The organism is Leisingera sp. JC1 (assembly GCF_001679925.1).
Lineage (GTDB): Bacteria > Pseudomonadota > Alphaproteobacteria > Rhodobacterales > Rhodobacteraceae > Leisingera.
In genome coordinates this window covers 32,810-50,094 of sequence record NZ_LYUZ01000136.1, presented here as the reverse complement: position 1 = coordinate 50,094, position 17,285 = coordinate 32,810, and the positions used below count along the sequence as shown (strand labels likewise).

Here is a 17,285-nt window from a genome sequence, read left to right as displayed (position 1 = left end):
TCCCTCACTTTCGCAGCGCCCGCCATGACTATAGCGCGGCAGCGGCTTGGTAAAGGGAGATTGCGCAACCAGCTGCGCCCGGCCAAGGCCCCTGCCCTGCCAGTGTGCTTCTGCTGTTTGCGATGTGCTGCCTGTCCAAAAGGCGGGAAGGATAAGGATGGCGGCGCCGCCAAGGGGCGGAGGCGGGACGGGAGGTTCCTCCCGCACGCTGAACGTTGTCTCTGCGCGCCCTTGCCAAAGGGCCCTGTTCCTGGGTGCCAGGGGTGTCAGGCCCGGCAATGACCGCGATCAGGGGAGAGCATGGCATATGCAGTTTAAGATCAGGTGAGGCCAGCGTGCGCAGGGTGCGCAACACCCCGGCCGGTGCGCCTTGGAGCAGCAGCTGCGCAATGAGTATTTATGCAAAGAAGAAGAAACAGGATGCCGCTTCTTCTTTGTCCAAATACTCAAATCCCGCACTGTGCAAGCCAGGCTGAAGGGGGCGGCGGTGCGAGCTGTCAGCCGCGGGCGCCGTGGGCGGCCTTCGTGAAGGCGTCGACCAGGCCCGCATCCTTTTCGCCCGGCGCGCTTTCGACGCCGGAAGACACATCAACCTGGCGCGCTCCGGTCATGCGGATGGCCTCCGCCACGTTTTCCGGCGTCAACCCGCCGGCCAGCATCCAGGGTTTCTGCCAGTATTTGCGCCCCGCCAGCAGCCGCCAGTCAAAGGCGAGGCCGTTGCCGCCGGGCAGCTCTGCCTCCTTCGGCGGCTTGGCGTCGATCAGCAGCTGGTCGGCCACCTGTTCATAATGCGCGATCTGGGGAATATCGGCGGCATCCGCGATGCCCACCGCCTTCATCACCGGCAGCCCGTAGCGGGCGCGCACCTCTGCAACCCGTTCCGGGGTTTCCTTGCCATGGAGCTGCAGCATGTCGAGCGGCACCGCACCTGTGATGGCATCCAGTTCATCATCAGAGGCGTTCACCGTCAGCGCCACCTTGCACAGGCCAATCGGCGCCTCGATAGCCAGCGCAGCGGCCTGGGCGATGGAGACGTTGCGCGGCGATTTCGGGAAGAACACAAACCCCGCATAGGCAGCCCCTGCCGCGGCAACGGCTGCCACATCCTGCGGGGTGCTGAGCCCGCAGATCTTGACCCGGATGTCGCTCATGGCAGGCTCAGCTTGCGTCTTCGAGAAGCGCCAGGACCTCGTCCTTGCCTTCGTTCTTCTGTTTCTTGAGCCGGGTCACTTCGCGGTTCAGCTTGCGCGCCTCGCGGGCCTTCTGGGCTGCTTCGCTGCGGTGCTTGTGCTCACGCATCCATTCCCACAGGAAGCCGATCACCAGCCCGGCGCCCACACCGCCCAGCACCACCACAAACAGCGGCAGCGCGATGCAGTAGTTGAAACCCGCCAGTTCGGCAAAGGCCGAAGGCATCAGTTTCAGCTCAACCACCGTGCTGTTGGCCAGACAGACGGACACCAGCACGATGGCCAGCGCCCCAAGAACCGCGTAGCGAATGTAACGCATCAGGCTTTCCCGTTCAGGCGGTCCCTCAAGAGTTTACCCGTCTTGAAGAACGGCACATGTTTCTCTTCGACTTCGACCGTCTCGCCGGTGCGGGGATTGCGGCCGGTGCGCGCGTCCCGCTTCTTGACCGAAAAGGCCCCGAAGCCGCGCAGTTCGACCCGGTCGCCGCGGGCCATGGCATCGGTCACTTCCTCGAACACCGTGTTCACGATCCTCTCTACATCCCGCTGATACAGGTGCGGGTTTTCGTCTGCAATCTTCTGAATCAACTCAGAGCGGATCATGTTCTATTTCCTCCCAGGTGCCGGTATGTTTTGGCTATTATTCTGAGAGTATAGGAAAAATCCGAGCGCGGGGGAACAAAATGCCGCAGGTTTGACGGGCAAATCGGCGGCTCTTTTCCACCTTTTGAGGCCGCAAGGCCCCAATCGCGGGCAGCAAAGCGCCGCCGCAGCGCGGCATCGGCACTGCCGTGGAAGGTCAAGCCGGGTTTGATTCGGGTCAGCGCAGGCTGGCGCCAGTCATGCGCTGAAACCGGCACGCTCCCTGTTACGCCGCGCGGGATGCGGCATCTGCCCGCCTCGCATGCCGCATATGAAACTATATTTCCGGCAGGTAAAATTTTTCATTGTAAAGCGCCCGGCATCGCCCATGCTTTCCTGACCAGGCGCGTCAGAACAACTGAGCGGATCTGGTCCAATCTAACCGGCGCGTCCGCCCTTTGGCGGCAACGGGCGCCGGCCTGTCAAAGCTGGTGGAAACAACCGGCAGGACGGCAAACCAACTTGGAGAGAACTGGAAATGCCATTGGACATGAGCACGATACATGTACAGCAAGTCACCCTGAATTCCCTGGTGCAGAACATCCTTTATGCATCGGGCATCGTCGGGGCCATCCTGGTCGTTGTCGGCCTGCTGCTGATCGACGCGGGCACCGCGCGGCGCAGGAACCTGTTCAACTCGACCATTGAAAAGACGCTGGGGTTCTTCCTCGGCTTTGCCACCTATTACGTCATCGGTTTCGGCCTGTGGGCCGGGCAGTATTACATCATGGAAGGCGCTACCATGATGGATTCCATCAAGGACTGGTGGCTGGGCGGCGCCATGACCAATGCGCTGGCGCATCACACCGACCCGGCGACGTTCCCGGGGTTGAACACCTTCCAGATCTTTGTCTTCTTCCTGGCGGTGTTTGCCGGCATCATCAACATCCTGCTGCATTTCGCGGTGTCAGAGCGGATGAAGGCCTCGGCCTATTTCATCACCTGCATCGTGGCCACGGTAGTGTCCTCCGCCCTCAGCTGGGCAACCTGGGGCTCGGTCGGGCCGCTGACCAATGCGGGCTTCCATGACTTCTTCGGCGTTGGTTTTGTCTATCTGTTCCCGGCCGGCATGGCGCTGGTGTTCACCCCGAAACTGGGCGCGCGCCCCGGCATGATGGCGCCGCACCCGCGGATCTCGGCCTATCTGGCCCCCAGCATCGGGCTGTGCGCGCCGGGCCTCCTGCTGATCTTTGCAGGCCTGCCAATGGTGATCCTGTCCTGCCTGTTCTTCTTTGATCCCGAAGCGCTGGCCGTCAGCGTCACCATGGCCGACACCAGCGTCGGCATCGCCATCAACAACTACGCCATGGTCTGGGCCGGCGGCGCCATCACCGGGCTGCTGATCGCCTATTCCACCGGCAAATACGCCTATACCCTGCTGGGGCCGCTCGCAGGTTACGTTGCAGGCGCATCCGGTTTTGATGTCTACCTGCCCTGGCAGGCCTTCATTGTCGGCCTGGTGGCGCCTTTTGCGGCCTATGCCGTCTATGAGTTCACGCTGAAGCGCGGCATCGACGAGCACAAGCTGTTCCCGCTGTTCCTGGGCTGCGGCACCCTGGGCATGGTGATGCTGGGCCTGTTCAAGGCCGGCACCCCGCGCGGCGGTTATTTCGGCATCGAGGAAGGCGCCTATGCGTTCCAGCACGGTGAGATTTCGCTGGTGATGCAGCTGGCGGGCACTGCCGTCTGCATCGGCACCGGGGTTGTCACAGCGCTGATCCTGTCCTTCCTGCTGGAGCGCACCGTGGGCCTGCGGGTCTCCGAGGACGACCAGATCGACGGGCTGGACGGCAAGAACTGGGACCTGGAGCCGGATGTTGTCACCCACGCGGACAGCGCCCGGCACGCCTGATCCAGCGCAGAGCGCCAAAGGCCCCGGTTGCTGCCGGGGCCTTTTTTGTGCCGTTCAGGCCGGCACCGCCAAGAATCGGCTATAGTCGAACCCATCAACAATGAGGAGACGACCATGCTGTACCCGCTTGCCTCGCTTGAGGCTGACAAACTGGACGCGATCAAGAGCCTCGAAAAAGACATTGGCAGCCCGGTGGTGGCGCTGGCGGGTGTTGAGACGACCACCGCTGCCCTGCCTGATGAGAAGCTGAAGAAGCTGCAGGAACTGGAGGAGGAACTGGGCGTCGTGCTGGTGGCGGTGCGGCCGAACTAGGGGCATCCGGGGCACCGCGGCAGCCTGATCGTGCCGCGGCGCCCTTAGCGGGAACGCCGGAGCCGCCCGGTCATCTTCAGACCATCGCGGAAATTCAAGCCCATCATGAACAGGTTTCCGGCGCCGGCGATCAGCTCGACCGTTTGGACCGCGTAAAACGTGCCGTCAAATTCGCCGGCAGCAGCTTTCCCGGCCAGAAACCAAGCGGCAGGGACGAGAACCAGCAAACCATTCAGTGCAATAACCGGCATGCGCTTCTTCTTGGCCCTCGCCGGCGCGTCTTTGCGCCGCCGGCCCATCGCCATCCCGGACCCGCCAACTATGATCATGGCCGGTATAAGGACGAGCATACCCTTCAGGATCGATGCTTTGACCGCCGCGACCGTCTCGTGGCCGGCAAACAATTCACTTAGGGCCGTCGATGTCCAGAACACCAGGATCATCAGAAAACCGATGGCGCCTGCAATGGCGTGAATCTTCGTCTTCATTTTACTTCCCAATTAGTAGATCCGCAGAACAGGCCGTCAGGACGTGCAGCAGTTCGGCACGGCAATCTTTTCGAACAGATGCGGAGCCGTTACGGCACTGGAGGGATAGTGGCTGAGCTGCTGCTGGAACTCCGGATTGGAAAACGCCGCACGGAAGTCAGCCACGGAATCCCAGACCGCATAGTTCAGATACATGCTGCCATCGCCGATGGCCTTGTGGAGCTGGGTGCTGATGTAGCCCGGCTGTTTCTTCATCCACAGGGCATCACTCCTCCACGCTTCGACCAATGCGTCCTGCTCAGCGGAATCAACGGTGAAAAGATTGACCAGAACAACAGGCCCTGCCTCGACCGCCAGTTGATGATCAATGGGGAACTCAGGGTCCAGAGGTTTGAAATTGACCATCGCAGGGTGCTCCTTGTATGCCGTTTCAACTTGGTGTCATGTTGTCATATGGGAGCCACAAACCACAATGACAACACATTGTCAAAAATTCAGGGGGCGTCATGCCTGAAGTGCAACGAAGCGAGGCGGGAGAAGCGGTAACGGAGCTGATCCTGGATGTGTTCCGGCTGAATGGCCGGTTGCAGACTGCTGGTGACCGCCTGGTTTCCGGGCTGGGGCTGACCAGCGCGCGATGGCAGATACTTGGCGCCATTGCCTATGCGGAAAAGGCGGAAACTGTCGCCTGGCACGCCCGTACCATGGGTGTTCACAGGCAGGGCATTCAAAGGATCGTCAATGAGCTCAAGCGCGAAGGGATCCTGGAGTTCCAGCCCAACCCTCAGCACAAACGCGCGCAGCTGGTCGTCATGACGCCCAAAGGAAAGGACCTGTACGATGCCGCCATTGCAAAGCAGATCCCCTGGGTAAACGCGCTTGCCAGCGGCCTGCTGCCGGAGGAAATTGCAGCCGCGCAGCAAGTTATTGGCCGTCTCAAAGCGCGGCTGGAGGAAGCGGCTCTGCCCCAGGAAGACAGCAGCAGCGCAAGCTGACGCTGTGGCTGCCGAGAACTAACGCTCTTTCGCCAAACAAAAAGCCCCGCAGATATCTGCGGGGCTTTCCGTTTTTTAAGCCGTGAGGCCGGGGAGATTAGTCGCCCGACTTCAGTGCGGCGCCCAGGATGTCGCCCAGCGATGCGCCGGAGTCCGAGGAGCCATACTGTTCCACTGCTTCTTTCTCTTCCGCAATCTCGCGCGCCTTGATGGACAGGCCCAGGCGGCGGGTCTTGGAGTCGACGTTGGTGACGCGCACGTCGACCTTGTCGCCAACCGAGAAACGCTCGGGGCGCTGGTCGGCACGGTCGCGGGACAGGTCGGAGCGGCGGATGAAGGACTTCATGCCTTCGTATTCCACTTCGATGCCGCCGTCTTCGATTGCGGTCACTTCCACGGTCACGATCGAGCCGCGCTTCACGCCGCCCACGGCTTCGGCGAACTTGTCGCCGCCCAGGGCTTTGATCGACAGCGAGATACGCTCTTTCTCAACGTCCACTTCGGAGACAACGGCCGAAACCATGTCGCCTTTGCGGTAGTTCTGGATCGCGTCTTCGCCACGCTCGTCCCAGGACAGGTCGGACAGGTGAACCATGCCGTCGATGTCGCCGTCGAGGCCGATGAACAGACCGAATTCGGTGATGTTCTTGACTTCGCCTTCGACCTGGGTGCCTTCCGGGTGGGTCTCAGCAAAGACTTCCCACGGATTGCGCATGGTCTGCTTGAGGCCCAGGGACACGCGGCGCTTGGCACCGTCGATTTCCAGAACCATGACGTCGACTTCCTGCGAAGTGGAGACGATTTTGCCCGGGTGGACGTTTTTCTTGGTCCAGGACATCTCGGAGACGTGAACCAGGCCTTCGACGCCCGGCTCCAGCTCAACAAATGCACCGTAATCGGTGATGTTGGTGACGCGGCCCTTGTGCACGGAGGACAGCGGGTACTTGGCGCCAACCAGATCCCACGGGTCTTCCTGCAGCTGCTTCATGCCGAGGCTGATGCGGTGGGTCTCTTTGTTGATCTTGATGACCTGAACCTTGACGGTTTCGCCGATCGACAGGATCTCGGAGGGGTGGTTCACACGGCGCCATGCCATGTCGGTGACGTGCAGCAGGCCGTCAACGCCGCCCAGGTCAACAAACGCACCGTATTCGGTGATGTTCTTGACGACACCGTCCACTGCCTGGCCTTCGGACAGGTTGCCGATGACTTCGGCGCGCTGTTCGGCGCGGGACTCTTCGAGGATCGCACGGCGGGAGACAACGATGTTGCCGCGGCGGCGGTCCATCTTCAGGATCTGGAACGGCTGCTTCAGACCCATCAGCGGGCCGGCATCGCGCACGGGGCGCACGTCAACCTGCGAGCCGGGCAGGAAGGCAACAGCGCCGCCCAGGTCGACAGTGAAGCCGCCTTTGACGCGGCCGAAGATCGCGCCTTCGACGCGCTGATCGTCTGCGTAGGCTTTTTCCAGGCGGTCCCAGGCTTCTTCGCGGCGGGCCATCTCGCGGGAGATGACAGCTTCGCCACGGGCGTTTTCAGCGGCGCGCAGGAAAACTTCCACTTCGTCGCCGACTGCGATTTCAGCCGCTTCGCCGGGGTTTGCGAATTCTTTCAGATCAACGCGGCCTTCCATTTTGTAGCCGACGTCGATGATGGCCTGGCCGGCTTCGATCGCCAGCACTTTGCCTTTGACAACCGAACCTTCGTCCGGGGTGTCCATTTCGAAGCTTTCGTTCAGGAGGGCTTCGAATTCCTCCATCGATGCGTTTTGAGCCATGAGGTCTCAGGTTTCCTTTACTAGTGTTTCTGGCCGGGCGGTTGTCTCCGCCGGTCTTGGTTAAGCCAGTCCAGTACGTGATCCGGAGCACATCTGATCAAACAAACACAAAGGGCCGAGGTATTCCCCAGCCCTGCTCAGATGTGCCGCCCGGACGTTTGCCGCCCATGTTCTGACAGCGCGCGATATAGGCGGATTCCCGGGTGCGCGCAAGGGAAAAGCCCTGCATGGCAAGGTGCAAAGGGATTTGCTGCAAGCATGTGAGCAATCTGCGGCGCTGCAAATTGCCCTGCCGCACCCTGCGCTGTCCAGGTCAGGGTGCCTTGTGTCTGTATTCCTGTTCCAGCAGGACGACACCCACAAATACATAGTCAACCGACACCCCTTCCCCCAGCAGAGGCATGTAAAGCTCGGAGGTGCTGCGGTATTCCGGCAGCGGGCCGACATAGGGCAGCGCGGCCAGCAATGGCCGGGAGCTGGAGGCGACTTCGTGGAAACAACTCCATATCATCGATCCGGGTCCAAAGCCGGGATGCTCGGACAGCCGGGTGCCGACATACTTGCGGCTCAGCGTGTTGATGATCTTGTTGCGTATATACAGCGCCTTGAAGTCGGCAGGTTCACCGGTTTGCGTCCGCTCGATTTCAAAGACGGACAGGATGTTCGGTGCCGGGCGGGCATTCGGCAGTTCGAATTGGGTGAGCCGCGGGAATTGCCCGTCTTCAGCAGCGTTCCGCCAGTGAAAGAAGACCTGCTTCAGTTCCGGCTGCAATTCGCCTGCAGAGAAATCAAAAGTAAACACGCTTGGCTGTCCCCGGCACAAACACACCACACTGCGGCTCCCTGGAAGCGGCAAGAGCCGTGCCTAGAAAATAACACACAGCTGTTAATGTAGCCTGAAATCAGCGTATTAAAGGATTCAATTCGATTTGATTGCCTTATTCGCCCTGCAAAGAGGTGCAGGCAGGCGGCCGGAAATGCCGCCTGCTGCCATCATGCTGAAAATGCTCAGGCGATCTCTGTCACGATGGTTTCACGGGATTTGCGCACTTTTTTCATCGGCAGCAGCCAATCGCTGTCCTCCTGACGGTAGCCGAGCGGCAGCAAGAGAACGGAGCGCAGGCCCTTGTCCTTGAGGCCCAGGATTTCGTCGATTTTCTCCGGCGTGAACCCCTCCATCGGGGTGCTGTCGACCTCCAGCTCGGCCGCGGCAGCCAGTGCAAAGCCCAGCGCGATATAGGCCTGGCGGGCGGCGTGGTCGTGGTTGGTGCGTTCCTCGCGCGGCAGGTAGGTCGCTTTGAGATTTTCGTAATACTGGTTCAGCATCGGGATCTCGCCCCGCTCTTCGGTCATCTGGCGGGTGACGGCGTCGATGCGGTCCTCAGAATAATTGTCCCAGGCGGCAAAGACGATCAGATGCGAACCGTCGGTAATCTGCGCCTGGCCCCAGGCATGCGGACAGATCTGCGCGCGGATCTCCGGGTTGGTGATGACAAACACCTCAAACGGCTGGGTGCCAGAAGAGGTCGGCGCCATCCGGATCGCCTCGATGATCTGGTCGACCTTCTCCTGCGGGACGGCCTTGGAGGGGTCCATCTTCTTGGTGGCATAACGCCAGTTCAGCTTCTCGATCAGGGTGCTCTTGCTCATGTCTCCGGTCCTTTCAGGAAGGGTGGTATAAATTTGTAACCGGATATATAAGCGGAACCGGAAAGGGCACAAGAAGGCACATTTCTGAGCCCCGGTAACACGGAAGGAACCGCCATGGCTGAGGGTCAATGCCCGGAATGCGGGCGCATCAACGAGGTGCTGTCGCGGGTCGGCGACCGCTGGAGCGTGCTGATCGTGATCTCATTGGCGCAATACGGCGTGCTGCGGTTCAACGCGCTGAAGCGGCATCTGGGGATTTCCCAGCGGATGCTGAGTCTGACCTTGCGCGAGTTGGAGAGGGACGGGCTGGTGAGCCGCACCTACCACCCGACGATCCCGCCCAAGGTGGAATATGCGCTGACGCCGCTGGGCGAGTCGTTCCGCGAGCCGGTCAGGGCGCTGGGACTGTGGGCGCTGGAGCATCTGCCGGTGATCGATGCAGCGCGGGCCGAGTTCGACGCTGCAGCTGAAGCGGAGAAAAAAACCGCCTGAAGCGGCGGCCTTTGCGGCTAGGTCCGGAATGCCCAGACGCGGGCGTCCCGTTTCAGCATTGCCTGTTCAGCGGCGTCCAGCCGTGCGGCCGCGGCAGCGGGGTCTCGGCTGCCGCCCGCCCTGGTCCAGATCCTGAGCGCCGAGGCCGGGCTCCAGGGCAGGCAGGCGGAGGCCAGCCACTGCCGAAGGGCCGGCGGCAAGGCATCATAGGCTTGCATCGGGTCCCCTGCCCTGCGTCGCCGTTTCAGGCGGGAGTTCAGATTGCGGCGCGCGCGGCGGTCAGCCATCGCGGCGCCAGCTTGGGAAGGGGTCGTCCAAGGAGGCCCAGGCCGGATCGAAGCCGCCCGCCGTTTCCGGCATCAGGCAGGCATCGAGACGGGCGGTTGTGGCTTCCTTGTCGAGGCCTGCACCTATGAACACCAGTTCCTGCCGCCGGTCGCCCCAGGTCTCATCCCAGTTCTGCAGGAATTCCCGCCGGGCCTCAGGATGGGAAGGCCAGCGCTCCGTTGGCACCGCCGCCCACCACAGGCCCAGCGGGCGGACGGAGGAGACCGCCCCGGCCAGCGAGAACTCCGCGGCCCATTCGGGGCGGGTAGCCAGCCAGAAATGGCCCTTGGCCCGGATTACCCCCGGCAGATCGCCATTCAGAACTGCGTGGACCTTGGCGGGGTCAAAGGGGCGCTTGGCCCGGTAGACGAAGGAGGAAATCCCGTATTCCTCGGTTTCCGGCACATGGTGATCGAAGCCATAGAGCTCCTTGGCCCAGAGAGGATGTTCATGCGCCTTATCAAAGTCGAAGCGGCCGGTATCGAAGATGCGGTCTCCGTCAACTTCGGAGTAATCGGCGTGGATCACCTCAGCATCCGGGTTCAGCGCCTTGATGACCGCCATCGCCGCAGCGGTCTGTTCCGGGCCTGCGTCTGACACCTTGTTCAGGATGATGACATCAGCGAATTCGATCTGGTCGGTCAGCAAGTTGACCAGGGTGCGGTCGTCCTCCGCGCCCAGGCTTTCGCCGCGGTCGCTGAGGAAGTCATGGCTGGCGAAATCCCGCAGCAGGTTCACCGCGTCAACCACCGTGACCATGGTGTCGAGCCGGGCGACATCAGACAGGCTGGCGCCCTGCTCATCCCGGAAATCAAAGGTCGCGGCGACCGGCAGCGGTTCCGCAATGCCGGTGCTCTCGATCAGCAGATAGTCAAAGCGCCCCTCGCCGGCGAGGCGGCGCACCTCCTGCAGCAGGTCGTCGCGCAGCGTGCAGCAGATGCAGCCATTGGTCATTTCCACCAGCTTCTCGTCCTGGCGTGACAGTTCCGTTCCGCCGCGCACGAGGTCCGCGTCGATGTTCACCTCGCTCATGTCGTTGACGATCACCGCCACCCGGCGGCCAGCGCGGTTGTTCAGAACGTGATTCAAAAGCGTGGTCTTGCCCGCCCCGAGGAAGCCCGAGAGCACAGTTACTGGCAGCCTATTATCCATCACACCTGAATCCATATGTTATATCATAACAGTTGATTTACGTGGATAGCAGCTGGTCTGTCCGGCTGCAAGGCTGAAACCGGCTGCCCCTCCCCTAAGCTTGGCCATCTGCCGCAGACCGTGGAGCTTTGAGTATTTCTGGAAAGATGAAACGGAACAGCTGATTGATTTCCCCGCAAGTCTTCACTGCCCCCGCTGCACCTGGGTGCACTCAATCCAATCCGGCGGGCAATTCAGCTGTGATCCAATCGCGAAAGGCCTCTGCGGCTGCGCTCGGGCGGTCCTTCAGCTGCAGCCAATAGGCCCGTTTGGGTGCCGCCACATCGGCATCGGCGGCGATCAGCCGTCCGGTCTGCAGCTCCGCGCGGACAAGAAAGGAAGGGCACAGGGTCCAGCCGAGACCATCTCCGGCGAGGCTGACTGCGGCGTGCACGCTGTCGACTTCAAGGGATTGGCGGATCGTGCAGGCCGCGAAACGCGGTGACCTCAGCCACTCCTCGAACAGGCTTTCCTGGCCGCTGATACGGATGACAGGAAGCGATCCTTCTTCGGCGCAGCCCGGTGCACGAACCGCTATAAGGCTGCATTTCACGAGTGCCCCGGCAGGCGCCGGCTGGACCGGGCCGCCAAGGTAGATCTCCGCATCCGGGTCGTACCCGTGCCGCTCCGGCCGCCAGAGGGCAGTGCGGGTTTCCACTTGGACACCTGGATGAAGGGCATGGAACCCGGGCAGATTGGGGATCAGCCAGCGCAAGGCAAAACTTGCGTTGCAGAGGATGCGCAGACGGCTGCTCTGCGGCTGCCGGTAGCGTTTCAGAGCATTGGAGATCTGCTCCAGCCCCGGAGACACGTCGCTGTAAAGCTGCGCACCGGAGGCGGTGAGCGACATCCCGCGCGGCTCACGGGTGAACAGTTGCAGTTTCATGTGGGTTTCCAGCGCTTGCATCTGCTGGCTAAGCGCGGCCTGCGTCAGCCCGACCTCCTGCGCGGCCAGTGTCATGTTGCCGAGCCGGGCTACGGCTTCGAAGTTGTGCAGCCACTTCAGAGGTGTCGCCATTCCATAAATCTTCTTATGCCTTCATAGCAAATTTATCTATTGGATTGACCCGCGGAAATCCAGAACACTGCAGCCTGTCCGCCCGGCCAATGCAGGCCAGGCCGCCGGATGGGAGGACCCGATGAGCGAGCAGCCGAATTTCCTGGTCATTATTTCCGATGAGCACCGCAAGGATGCGCTGGGCTGCGCGGGACATCCCATCGTGAAAACGCCAAACCTGGATGCGCTGGCGGCGCGCGGCACGGTGTTCACAGCGGCCTATACGCCCTCGCCCATGTGCGTTCCCACCCGGGCGGCGCTGGCGACCGGAAACTGGGTGCACAAAACCGGGCACTGGGACAGCGCCACGCCGTACAGCGGCGGCCCGCGCAGCTGGATGCACGCCCTGTGCGACGCGGACCGCGAGGTGGTGTCGATCGGCAAGCTGCATTTCCGTTCCGGCGAAGACGACAACGGGTTTTCCGAAGAAATCCTGCCAATGCATGTGGTGGGCGGCGTGGGCTGGGCGATCGGCCTGTTGCGGGAGAACCCGCCGCCTTACAACTCGGCCGCCGAACTGGCCGGCGATGTCGGCACCGGGTCCAGCACCTACACCGATTACGATCTCGCCATCACCGAGGCGGCCGAGGCCTGGCTGGCCGACCCCAAGCGGCAGCAGCAGCCCTGGGCGGCGTTTGTGTCGCTCGTCAGCCCGCACTATCCGCTGACCTGCCCGGAGGAATGGTACAACATGTACGACCCGGCTGAGGTGGACCTGCCAGTGGGCTACGGCCAAGGTCTGCCGGAGCATGAGGAACTGCGCAATATCGCGGAATTCTTCAACTACGATGACTATTTCGACGAACAGAAGATGCGCGAGGCCAAGGCGGCCTATTACGGGCTAACGTCTTTCATGGATCATTGCGCGGGCCGGGTGATTGCCGCGCTGGAGACCAGCGGCCAGCTGGAGAACACGGTGATCCTTTACGTCTCGGATCATGGAGACATGATGGGCGATCAGGGGTTCTGGACCAAGCAGGTGATGTATGAGCAATCGGCCGGGGTGCCGATGATTGCCGCCGGGCCAGGTGTTCCGGCAGGGCATAAGGTGGCGACCTGCACCAGCTTGACCGACATCGCTGCCACAGCGCGCGAGGTCTGCAGCGTTGCAGAGGCCGCAGAGCTGCCGGGCATGTCGCTGCGCGTGATTGCCAATGCGCCCTATGATGAAAGCCGCACCGGCTTTAGCGAGTACCACGATGGCGGGTCGAAAACCGGGGCCTTCATGGTGCGCTGGGGCAAGTGGAAATACGTCTATTACGCCGGGATGCAGCCGCAGCTGTTTGATCTGGAGGCAGATCCGCATGAGCAGGTTAACCGGGCAATGGACGGGGTGAATGATCCGGAGATCAGGGCCGCTCTGGCCGAAGGCAAGCGGCGGCTGCTCGCCATTTGCGACCCGGAGGAGGTGAACGCCCGCGCCTTTGCCGACCAGCGCCGCAGGATCGAGGAACTGGGCGGCGAGGAGGCCTGCCGCACGGCCTATGTATTCAACCACACGCCGACGCCGGACGAGCAGGACAAGATGCGCGAAGGCCCGGCACTGTAGCGCTTGCCGCGCGGACGGCCCTTGCCTAGGGTCGCAGGCGGGAGGGCCGTGCCATGACATTGGAAGAGGCAATTGCAACCCAGCCGCTGTGGGTGCAGATCTGGGTCAACATCCTGTTTCTGGGCGCCTTTGTACTGCCGCTGGCGCTGCTGATCTGGAAGCCCAGCCGCCTGGCCGGTCTGGTGACAGTGGCTGCGAGCGTGCTGGCGGCAGGCGGGGTCTACTGGCTCTACGGGCAGCTGGGATATGTGCGCCTCTTGGGGCTGCCGCATGTGATCCTTTGGACGCCTTTGGCAGTCTGGCTGTGGCGGCAGCGGATGCGGGCGGATATGCCCGTTTGGCCGCAGCGGATCATCCTGGTGGTCTACGCGGTGATTGCGGTGTCGCTGGCGTTTGATTACGTGGATGTGGCCCGCTATCTGCTGGGAGAGCGGCAGGCGTTCTGACCTGCCTCCGCCCCGCGCGCAAAAGTTTTCAACAAAACTATTGGCAGTCTTCTTTTACAAGAAAACTATTGGCAGTCTTCTTTTACAAGAAAATTGTGCCCGCCCCCTCCGGTCCGCGGTTCAGAGATCGATTTCCAGAACCCCGTCCGGCTCCTGCGCGCGGGACTGGCAGAGGATAATGCTGCCCTTGCGCTGCTTATTCGACAACACGAAATCGCGGTGCTCCGCCTCGCCGGAGACCAGTCCGCATTTGCAGACGCCGCAAATCCCGTCGGAGCATTTCACGTCCACGTGGATGCCGCTTTCGGCCAGCGCCTCGGTTGCAGTCTTCTCCGCTGGCACCAGTATCTTGCGGCCCGATTTCGCCAGCTTCAGGATGAATGGATGGTTCTCGTATTCGGGCTGTTCGGGAACCGTGAAATACTCCATGTGCCGGGTGTCTTCGGGGAAGCCGTTTGCTTCGGCCGCGTCCAGCACCGCCTGCATATAGGCCTCCGGCCCGCAGGTGTAGACATGGCTGCCGGGGGTGTGCTTCAGCACCTCCCGAAAGTCCGCACGGGTGCCTTGGTCAGAGAAATGCAGATGCACTTTTCAACCCAAGGCACCGCCTTTAGATCACCAATGAACCCAGCACTTGTCCTTTTCGAACATGAGTAGCGGAATTCGAAGTCCCGGCCCAAAGCGTGCAGGCGGTGGGCCATGGCGATCATCGGCGTTACCCCGATGCCGCCGCCCATTAAGTAGGATTTGGCGGCATCCTCCACCAGCGGGAAGTGATTTATCGGCTTGGAGATGAACACCATCCGGCCTTCTTCAAAGATCCGGTGCAGGAGGCGGGAGCCGCCGCGGCCCGCGCCCTCGCGCAGCACGGCGATCTGGTATTTTGAGCGGTCCGCCGGGTCGCCTGATAGCGAGTACTGCCGGAAGAACTCCGGCGCGACGACCACGTCGATATGGGCACCTGCAGTGGCGGCAGGCAGCGGGGAGCCGTCCGGAAGGGAGAACTCATACTTAGTGACCGCCTCCGTCATATGCTCCACCTTTGACAAGCGCACCCGCATGACCGGCGCGGCGCCCTGATCGGCGGTATAGACATGCTCCGGCGGCAGGCCCTGCGCGCGGCGGCGCTTGTGCTCCGCTGCGGGGATCATCGCCTGATAGGCGGCGATCCCGGCCTCGCGGTCCATCGGCGCGGGCCAGGCATAAGGCGGCGGGGCCAGCGGTGCAGGGTAGACCGCCAAGGTCTGATCCTCGAACTTCAGATCCAGATCCCTGGACAGCTTGCGGGCGTTCACAGGATGCTGCGAGGGGGCATAGGGCCCCTCCTCCACCATCTCCAGATCCCACCACCATTTCTTGGTGCCGTTCACCTCGCCATTGCCCAGCGCGTCGTCGAGTTTTGCAAGCAGCGGCGCGCTGCCCGGCAGGTTCATCGCGGCCCAGCGGAAGGGCGCCTCGGCAAACAGCCCCTCGAGATTCCAGGGGCAGGTCTTCATGCAGCGGCCGCACATGGCGCCGCCAGGCACCGTAACACGGTAGGTGGTGCATTTCTGGCTGTCGGACTTCCAGATTTCATAGCCGTTGAACATCAGCTTGGGCCCGGCGGTGATGGCGCCGGAGGGGCATTCGCGGGCGCATTTGTTGCAAGCTTCGCAGAACCGCTGCAGGCCGAAGTCGACCGGCTTGTCATGCGTCATCGGCAGGTTTGTCGTCACCGCGCCGGATTTCAGGCGGGGGCCGAGGAAGGGGTTCAGGATCACCTCGCCGATGCGGGAGACCTCGCCAAGGCCGGACAGCAGCAACAGCGGTGGCTGCAGCACCTCGCCGTCCATCACAGAATGCACCCGGGCGGTATAGCCGAGGTTGCGGATCTGCTGCGCGATTACCCCGCCCAGCAGAGAAAACCGCAAGTAGGCACGCATCGACTGGGCACAGGCGATCCAGTCGTCACCGGAGGCGCCCTCCATCGTTTCATGGCCCTGGTCAATGATGATGCTGATGGCATTTTCGTGGTAGGGCGCCAGCGCTTCACCTGCTGCATCGTGGGAGTAGTAGGCCCAGTCCGGGCAGCGCGAGATGCCTACTGCGTCGCAACCGAGGAAATAGGCAGCAGCCTTGATATTTGCGGCGTTGCGGGCGGCATTGGCGGTGCTGGTGTCAGCCTGCGGCGCGGGCTCGCCGTCCTGCAGCAGTACGAAGGCCGCAAGCGAGCAGCGGAAGGCGAAGGCGGAGGAGGATTTGCGAACGTAATTGCCGTTCTTCGCCGCCTCCTGCGGGCCTTTGCCGAGGTCGCCGAACAGGGAGCGCGCAAACATATCTGCGCGTTTCGGGACGCGCGCGACGTTCACCTCGTCGATATAGGTGGTGGGGTCAGCCACCCGCTTCAGGGTCTCGAACGGGTGCGGGCCGTCCATGAATCGGCGCTGGGCGTAGGGGTCGCGGCTGCCTGCGCTTTTGGCGTGGCTGCCAAGGCCCAGCCGGTATTTGAGGCCCGGCGCCTGCCCCGGCACCAGCGGCAGATCGGGAGCCAGTTCCAGCGTCGTGGTGACGGCGGCGATGCCGAAGCCGCTGCCAAGGAACGGGTTGGTCAGCACGCCGTTCTCATAGGTGGCAAGCCCCGCCTTCACCGCCAGCTTGCCCAGATGCACATCCGCCGCAGCCCCGGTGTGCGCGCGCGCTTCCCAGCCCAAAAGGCGGATGTAGTTGGCGAGCGTCACCACGGTTTCCGCCGCCCGCAGGCAGGCACGCTGGTCCTGCGCATCCGCCAGCCAGTCAGTACCATCTTCACCGGCTTCAGGATCACGCGGGAACTCGTAGATGTAGACCAGCGCATGTGTGTGGTGGCGGCAGTCCGCGGGCGGGGCCTGCATCGCCTCGCGCAAGGAAGCCATCACCACGTCGATGCCGGAGGCGAAGGTTTTGGTCTGCTTGCTGCGCAGGGTTTCCGAAAGCGCCGCCACATCCGGGTTCACCAGCGGCGCCTCCAGCCAGGCGCCGGAAGGCACCGCGCAGGCACCGGCCAGAGAGGCGTCGCAGAAATAGCCGAAAGCCTTCAGATGATCGGTGCGCTCCTGCGGGTCCGAAGGGATTTCTGCGCGTTCCTTTTTCACCAGCCCCTCGCGGGTGGCGTCCAGCATCGCCTGATAGTCGCGCATCCCGTTGACGAGGGAGAGCGGTGCATCGGGGCGCCGGAAGCTGACCTGTGCCAGCGGCGGCAGTGCATCCAGTCCTTCGGGGGCCGCTTGCCGTGCCAGGGCCTCCATCGGGTACGGCCCCAGGTGCACGGGCCGGTTGCGGTAGGAAAACAATTTGCCCAT

At 62.4% G+C, this 17,285-nt stretch carries 17 protein-coding genes and 1 pseudogene; 6 read left to right on the top strand and 12 right to left on the bottom strand.

Annotation, left to right across the window (positions count from 1 at the left end; all coding sequences use genetic code 11):
* Positions 1-497: 497 nt before the first annotated feature.
* Genes A9D60_RS22130 through ihfB form a run of 3 tightly spaced genes read right to left on the bottom strand, consistent with a single transcriptional unit; the run spans position 498 to position 1,793 of the window.
* Entirely contained in the window at positions 498-1,151 is a 654-nt protein-coding gene (locus A9D60_RS22130) for a phosphoribosylanthranilate isomerase (RefSeq protein ID WP_065269595.1), read from the bottom strand.
* Positions 1,152-1,158: 7 nt separating this feature from the next.
* Complete coding sequence (locus A9D60_RS22125) at positions 1,159-1,509, bottom strand: lipopolysaccharide assembly protein LapA domain-containing protein (protein ID WP_065269594.1); 351 nt, start codon at positions 1,507-1,509, stop codon at positions 1,159-1,161.
* On the bottom strand, positions 1,509-1,793 hold the full coding sequence (gene ihfB / locus A9D60_RS22120) for an integration host factor subunit beta (RefSeq protein WP_019298084.1): 285 nt from the start codon (positions 1,791-1,793) through the stop codon (positions 1,509-1,511). Before ihfB ends, A9D60_RS22125 begins: the two co-directional genes overlap by 1 nt.
* Positions 1,794-2,322: 529 nt before the next feature.
* On the opposite strand from ihfB, the gene A9D60_RS22115 reads away from it, so the two are divergent.
* Both A9D60_RS22115 and A9D60_RS22110 read left to right on the top strand, forming a co-directional pair.
* On the top strand, positions 2,323-3,684 hold the full coding sequence (locus tag A9D60_RS22115; RefSeq protein ID WP_254656770.1) for an ammonium transporter: 1,362 nt from the start codon (positions 2,323-2,325) through the stop codon (positions 3,682-3,684).
* Positions 3,685-3,798: 114 nt separating this feature from the next.
* A complete protein-coding gene (locus A9D60_RS22110; protein WP_019298082.1) occupies positions 3,799-3,996 on the top strand; it encodes a hypothetical protein in 198 nt (65 codons plus the stop codon).
* Between the two features lie 44 nt (positions 3,997-4,040).
* Here the strand turns inward: A9D60_RS22110 and A9D60_RS22105 are convergent, their stop codons facing one another.
* Complete coding sequence (locus A9D60_RS22105; protein ID WP_019298081.1) at positions 4,041-4,484, bottom strand: hypothetical protein; 444 nt, start codon at positions 4,482-4,484, stop codon at positions 4,041-4,043.
* Between the two features lie 36 nt (positions 4,485-4,520).
* Positions 4,521-4,889 carry an antibiotic biosynthesis monooxygenase family protein gene (locus A9D60_RS22100; protein ID WP_065269592.1) on the bottom strand — a complete coding sequence of 123 codons (369 nt, stop codon included), beginning with the start codon at positions 4,887-4,889 and terminating at the stop codon, positions 4,521-4,523.
* 101 nt (positions 4,890-4,990) lie between these two features.
* Between A9D60_RS22100 and A9D60_RS22095 the strand changes: the two genes are divergently transcribed.
* On the top strand, positions 4,991-5,479 hold the full coding sequence (locus A9D60_RS22095; protein ID WP_065269591.1) for a MarR family winged helix-turn-helix transcriptional regulator: 489 nt from the start codon (positions 4,991-4,993) through the stop codon (positions 5,477-5,479).
* 97 nt (positions 5,480-5,576) lie between these two features.
* Here A9D60_RS22095 and rpsA read toward each other — a convergent pair whose 3' ends face one another.
* The 3 genes from rpsA to A9D60_RS22080 form a co-directional block, all read right to left on the bottom strand.
* Complete coding sequence (gene rpsA, locus A9D60_RS22090; RefSeq protein WP_065269590.1) at positions 5,577-7,256, bottom strand: 30S ribosomal protein S1; 1,680 nt, start codon at positions 7,254-7,256, stop codon at positions 5,577-5,579.
* A gap of 313 nt (positions 7,257-7,569) precedes the next feature.
* Positions 7,570-8,058 (bottom strand): hypothetical protein, encoded by a 489-nt coding sequence (locus tag A9D60_RS22085; protein ID WP_065269589.1) that lies wholly within the window; start codon positions 8,056-8,058, stop codon positions 7,570-7,572.
* Between the two features lie 206 nt (positions 8,059-8,264).
* Positions 8,265-8,906, bottom strand: coding sequence for an NAD(P)H-dependent oxidoreductase (locus A9D60_RS22080; protein WP_065269588.1), 642 nt, complete (start codon positions 8,904-8,906; stop codon positions 8,265-8,267).
* Positions 8,907-9,020: 114 nt separating this feature from the next.
* Here A9D60_RS22080 and A9D60_RS22075 point away from each other — a divergent pair, with 114 nt between their 5' ends.
* Positions 9,021-9,398, top strand: coding sequence for a winged helix-turn-helix transcriptional regulator (locus A9D60_RS22075; protein WP_065269587.1), 378 nt, complete (start codon positions 9,021-9,023; stop codon positions 9,396-9,398).
* Between the two features lie 17 nt (positions 9,399-9,415).
* On the opposite strand, the gene A9D60_RS22070 is transcribed toward A9D60_RS22075, so the two are convergent.
* The 3 genes from A9D60_RS22070 to A9D60_RS22060 form a co-directional block, all read right to left on the bottom strand.
* Complete coding sequence (locus A9D60_RS22070; RefSeq protein WP_083194318.1) at positions 9,416-9,685, bottom strand: DUF6525 family protein; 270 nt, start codon at positions 9,683-9,685, stop codon at positions 9,416-9,418.
* Positions 9,678-10,880: a GTP-binding protein gene (locus A9D60_RS22065; protein ID WP_441295069.1), complete on the bottom strand. Its 1,203-nt coding sequence runs from the start codon at positions 10,878-10,880 to the stop codon at positions 9,678-9,680. The genes A9D60_RS22070 and A9D60_RS22065 overlap by 8 nt, the downstream gene beginning before the upstream one ends.
* 208 nt (positions 10,881-11,088) lie before the next feature.
* On the bottom strand, positions 11,089-11,934 hold the full coding sequence (locus A9D60_RS22060) for a LysR family transcriptional regulator (RefSeq protein WP_065269585.1): 846 nt from the start codon (positions 11,932-11,934) through the stop codon (positions 11,089-11,091).
* A 121-nt stretch (positions 11,935-12,055) separates the two neighbouring features.
* Here A9D60_RS22060 and A9D60_RS22055 point away from each other — a divergent pair, with 121 nt between their 5' ends.
* Positions 12,056-13,522 carry a sulfatase-like hydrolase/transferase gene (locus A9D60_RS22055; protein WP_065269584.1) on the top strand — a complete coding sequence of 489 codons (1,467 nt, stop codon included), beginning with the start codon at positions 12,056-12,058 and terminating at the stop codon, positions 13,520-13,522.
* 53 nt (positions 13,523-13,575) lie between these two features.
* A complete protein-coding gene (locus tag A9D60_RS22050) occupies positions 13,576-13,968 on the top strand; it encodes a hypothetical protein (RefSeq protein WP_065269583.1) in 393 nt (130 codons plus the stop codon).
* A gap of 120 nt (positions 13,969-14,088) precedes the next feature.
* Here the strand turns inward: A9D60_RS22050 and A9D60_RS22045 are convergent.
* Positions 14,089-17,285: pseudogene (locus tag A9D60_RS22045) on the bottom strand (2Fe-2S iron-sulfur cluster-binding protein).